The sequence below is a fragment of the Moorena sp. SIO3B2 genome (assembly GCF_010692525.1).
GTDB classification, from domain to species: Bacteria; Cyanobacteriota; Cyanobacteriia; order Cyanobacteriales; family Coleofasciculaceae; genus Moorena; species Moorena producens.
On record NZ_JAAHHE010000751.1, the window covers coordinates 1 to 1,936 of the forward strand.

4 protein-coding genes are annotated in these 1,936 nt (G+C 41.4%); 2 read left to right on the top strand and 2 right to left on the bottom strand.

What is annotated here, in order from left to right:
• The coding region (locus tag F6K38_RS40600; RefSeq protein WP_353737287.1) for a VOC family protein at positions 1 to 127 on the top strand (127 nt) is incomplete at its 5' end.
• A gap of 136 nt (positions 128 to 263) precedes the next feature.
• On the opposite strand, the gene F6K38_RS40605 is transcribed toward F6K38_RS40600, so the two are convergent.
• Complete coding sequence (locus F6K38_RS40605) at positions 264 to 446, bottom strand: hypothetical protein (RefSeq protein WP_287360505.1); 183 nt, start codon at positions 444 to 446, stop codon at positions 264 to 266.
• On the bottom strand, positions 418 to 882 hold the full coding sequence (msrA, locus tag F6K38_RS40610; RefSeq protein ID WP_287360507.1) for a peptide-methionine (S)-S-oxide reductase MsrA: 465 nt from the start codon (positions 880 to 882) through the stop codon (positions 418 to 420). Before msrA ends, F6K38_RS40605 begins: the two co-directional genes overlap by 29 nt.
• A 511-nt stretch (positions 883 to 1,393) precedes the next feature.
• Here msrA and F6K38_RS40615 point away from each other — a divergent pair.
• Complete coding sequence (locus tag F6K38_RS40615) at positions 1,394 to 1,792, top strand: hypothetical protein (RefSeq protein WP_287360509.1); 399 nt, start codon at positions 1,394 to 1,396, stop codon at positions 1,790 to 1,792.
• Positions 1,793 to 1,936: the final 144 nt, after the last annotated feature.

The window sequence follows — 1,936 nt, forward strand, 5'->3', positions numbered from 1 at the left end:
AGAAGTCCTAAAACAAAATCAAATTCCCATCGATCATGGTCCAGTAACTCGTCCTACTGGCAGAGGTATCTATTTTTATGACCCCGATGGATTTATGGTTGAAATTCGCTGCGATGCGATTGAATGAAACGTAAGCAGTCAGCTATCAGCGGTCAGCGGTCAGTCGTCAGCGGTCAGCCGTCAGCGGTCAGCCGTCAGCTTTGGCCAAAGCCTGATGGCTGCTAGGACCTCAAGTAGCGTGGGCGTAGCCCATAAGCTGATAACTAATAGCTGATAACTGATAACTGATAAAACCTCAAGTAGCGTGGGCGTAGCCCATAAGCTGATAGCTGATGGCTGATAACTGATAGCTGATAGCTGATAGCTGATAGCTGATAGCTGATAGCTGATAGCTGATAGCTGATAGCTTTAAAATTTCTAACGTAAAGACTTCTGCTTTTTTTCAAAATATTGTTGATGATAGTCATCAGCTAAATAATAGTCGGAAGCTGGCTTAATTTCGGTAACAATATCCTTATCAAACTTACCAGAAACTTGCAGCTTTTGTTTTGACAGTCTTGCCAGCACTTCTTGTTCTTGATTGTGGAAAAATATCACCGATCGATACTGTTCTCCTCGATCAGGACCTTGACGGTTCAATGTTGTAGGGTCATGGATAGACCAAAACACGTCAAGTAATTGTTCATAGCTGACTTTTTCCGGGTCATACTCCACCTGTGCCACTTCCGCGTGACCGGTTATTCTTGATAATACATCTAGATAGCATGGGTTAGGAAAATGTCCGCCCATGTAACCAACAGAGGTTGAGACTACTCCCTTCACTTTCCGAAATGCTGCTTCTACTCCCCAGAAACAACCACCACCAAATGTTGCTTTTTCCATCTTTGTTACGTAGTTATTGAGTAAGCTATCAGCTATCAGCTTATGTGCTACGCACACGCTACGCGAACAGCTATCAGTTATCAGTTATCAGTTATCAGTTATCAGGCTTTTGCCAAGGATGACGGCTGAGCGCTGACGGCTGAGCGCTGACGGCTGACGGCTGAATGCTTACATTATTGATCAATCATTGCTCAGGATTTATTCATTATATAGTAGTTGTCAATTTTTGAGGGAATCGGGAATCGGGAATCGGGTAAAAATAATGTGTATATTATTAGGATATAAACTGATAGCTTATATTTTATATTTTTAACTATAAAATATAACCAATATCGTAATTTTTTGGTTTGTAACAAAATGTTTAAAATCAAAAAATAGCCTTGACTTTTTTCGAGATATTAGTAATAATAAAAATGTCCCCATAAGATGTTTATACAAAAAGCCGCGCTTTCAAGTTGACGCTACAAGCGCGGCTTTATCCCCAGTCACAAACTATGTGTGAGGTAATTCTATGATGCCAAACAAACGGTCAGTAGATCATCTGGTCCACTGTCAGCGAGCCCTAGACCGGCTTGCCCAAATTGCTGAGAGGCAATCCACACGCCCAGATTCAATGCCTCGTGCCATCACTGAGCGAGAGGAAATATTGATCTACCTATACAGCAACTACCGACTGTCCATGACCCCCCAGGCGTTTTACGGTAAATGGCAAGTCAATCAAGACCACATAGGTCAAATCTGCTGCCGCTCAACTTACGCGGTTAATAGCTGGCTGGCCCAAGGTGCTCGCTATAAAACTCCTAATGCCGATTCCTTATACCATCTAGCCTTAATGGATTTTGTTTTGGAGAATTTCGAGGCAATTCCTAAGGAGTTGTTGAATCGACTTTGCTCTAGGGTTTTTCGGTAAAGGGGTGTTGTCTGTTAGAATGTAGAATGTAGAATTTAGAATTTAGAATTTAGAATGGTGAATGTAGAATGTATAATAGTGAATTAAAAATTAGACCTCTTGCATCTCATCAACCTTGATGAAGACAAGGCAAAAGGTATAAAT